The following is a 2,129-nucleotide window of genomic DNA, read 5'->3' as shown; positions in this document are numbered from 1 at the left end:
CACCCTGTGCGGGAATGCCTTCGACGCCGTCCTCGCCTGCGATCAATGCGCGGGACCGTTGCGCGGAGCCCAGGTGATTGCCGACTTGACGTAGTTCGCCGAATCTCGTCATGTTCCGCAGTCACCGCTCCAGCCGGAACCGCAGGTTGTTGCGCACGGCGGGCCATTCGATGTCCAGGATCGAGTAGACGACGGTGTCGCGCCTCGATCCATCGGCCGACAACTGCTGGCTCCTGAGCACGCCGTCGAGCTTGGCGCCCAGCCGCTCGATCGCCGCACGACTCGTGGAATTGAAGAAGTGGGTGCGGAATTCGACTGCAATGCAATTCAACTCGTCGAAGGCGTGGCTCAGCATCAACAGTTTGCACTCGGTGTTCACGCCGGTCCGCCGCACGGAGCTGCCATACCAGGTGTAGCCGATCTCCAACCGCCGGTTGGGCGGATCGGCGTGGCAGTAGCTCGACGATCCCACCACTCGGCCGTCCGTATCGCGCACCACCAACGTCAGGCCGGTGTCGGGATGCTGCACCGCCAATCGCCCGTCGATCCACTTCTGGGCGGTATCCGGCGTCGGCGCACTGGTGAACCAGAGTTCCCTGACCTCCTCGGCGGCCGCGGCGATCTCAGATGCGTGCCCGGTGGTCAGCGGCTCGAGGGAGACCCAACGATCGCCCCGCAGCGCCACCGGTTCGAGAAAACCTGTCATCGTCTCCGTCCCATCTCCGACCAGGCCGCGACCATCGCGAACACCGAGAGCACCACGGCGACGAGGATCGCGCCGCCGCCGACGTAGAGGCCGTAACCCGCCCCAACCGAGTTCGCGACGTACAGCCGGTAGTACCACAGCACCAGCACCGCCAGCAGCACCGAGATGCCAAGCGCCGCACTTGAAGCCAGCTTCGCATACAGACTCCGCGCCGCCATCGCCGCCGCCACGATCAACGTCGAGCTCAGCACGACGATGAGCTGCCCGACGCCGAACCCGTTCGGTGGAACGTGGATCACGCCGTGTTTCCCGCCGATCGCGTTCGCCCGCCCACCGCCGTCGACGCTGGTCACCAGCCACGGCAGCCACGCGCTGACCAGCAGGACCGTCGAGCAGAGCACGACGAACCATCCGGGACGCAGGCGGGCCATTCCATGAGCGTATCGGGTCGCGGGCCCGCGCCCACGTAGGCTTGACCCATGACGGAGCTCCCCGACTGGGCCGGCACACTGGACCTGTCAGTGCACCCCGAAGGGGGTTGGTACCGCGAGACGTGGCGCAGCGAGCTCGTGATCGGAGAGCCCGCACTTCCGCCCGGATACGCCGGTTCCCGCAGCGCGGGCACCGCGATCCTGTTCCTGCTGATGCCCGGCCAACAGTCCGCCTGGCACACCGTGCGCAGTGCCGAACTGTGGCTGCATCACCGAGGAAGCCCGTTGCTACTGGAGGTCGGCGCCGAACAGCGCAGCGCCACTACACATCTGATCGGAAGTGACGTCACTGCCTGCGAGCAGCCCCAGTTCGTGGTGCCGCCGGGACATTGGCAGCGAGCCCGGCCGCGTGACGACGAACCCACGCTGGTGAGCTGCGTCGTCGTACCCGGTTTCGACTTCGCCGACTTCGCGCTCGGCGCGCCTACCGACTGAGCAGCCGCACCGCCGCCGCCACCAGTTCGGCGTTGCCGGGCGTGACGGACCCGTCCGGCAACTTCAGCGTGTCCTCCATGCCGATGCGCGTCTGGACGCCGCACGATCCTGCGTGTTCCAGTAGTGGCCAACAACTTTCGTCGAGACCGTGTAACAGCACCGGCGCATGCGAGCCCGCGGCGGCGATCCTTTCGAGCATGGCATCCGCCACGGCGACGTCCTCGTGGCCCTGGAGCTCGATCATCACGCGCATGCAGTGCTTGGCCATCCTGGACTCGGCCCATGACGCGGCGGCCTCGAGGTGAAACAGTCCTATCTCGACGCCGAGGCCCTTGCCGAGCAGGACGTCGGCGAGCTCCGGTGAGCCCGGCTCGTGCCAGTTGAGCGACGCGAAGTCGGGCAGGACGGTCCAGCCCTCGACGGCCTTGCGGCGCGCGTCGGGGTCAGGAAGTGCCCAGAACCCCGTGGTCACGCCCAGCGGCAGTCCCGGCACCGCC

Annotated in this window: 4 protein-coding genes; 1 reads left to right on the top strand and 3 read right to left on the bottom strand. The window is 67.4% G+C overall.

Annotated elements, in window-relative coordinates:
* Window positions 1–121 precede the first annotated feature (121 nt).
* Both ACRDUX_RS37760 and ACRDUX_RS37755 read right to left on the bottom strand, forming a co-directional pair.
* Window positions 122–706, bottom strand: coding sequence for a GNAT family N-acetyltransferase (locus ACRDUX_RS37760; RefSeq protein WP_526422154.1), 585 nt, complete (start codon window positions 704–706; stop codon window positions 122–124).
* Window positions 703–1,137 carry a hypothetical protein gene (locus ACRDUX_RS37755; protein WP_526422152.1) on the bottom strand — a complete coding sequence of 145 codons (435 nt, stop codon included), beginning with the start codon at window positions 1,135–1,137 and terminating at the stop codon, window positions 703–705. The genes ACRDUX_RS37760 and ACRDUX_RS37755 overlap by 4 nt, the downstream gene beginning before the upstream one ends.
* Window positions 1,138–1,185: 48 nt before the next feature.
* Here ACRDUX_RS37755 and ACRDUX_RS37750 point away from each other — a divergent pair, with 48 nt between their 5' ends.
* The gene (locus ACRDUX_RS37750) at window positions 1,186–1,632 is read left to right on the top strand and encodes a cupin domain-containing protein (RefSeq protein ID WP_526422150.1); all 447 of its coding nucleotides are present in this window, start codon (window positions 1,186–1,188) and stop codon (window positions 1,630–1,632) included.
* On the opposite strand, the gene ACRDUX_RS37745 is transcribed toward ACRDUX_RS37750, so the two are convergent.
* Window positions 1,622–2,129: 3-keto-5-aminohexanoate cleavage protein (locus ACRDUX_RS37745; RefSeq protein WP_526422148.1), on the bottom strand; the 508-nt coding region annotated here is incomplete at its 5' end. The two genes, ACRDUX_RS37750 and ACRDUX_RS37745, sit on opposite strands and share 11 nt — an antisense overlap.

Origin of the sequence: Mycobacterium sp. (assembly GCF_050701675.1) — a bacterium.
In the GTDB taxonomy this organism is placed as follows: domain Bacteria; phylum Actinomycetota; class Actinomycetes; order Mycobacteriales; family Mycobacteriaceae; genus Mycobacterium.
The sequence above is the reverse complement of the archived record's forward strand: the minus strand, read 5'-3'. Positions and strand labels throughout refer to the sequence as shown.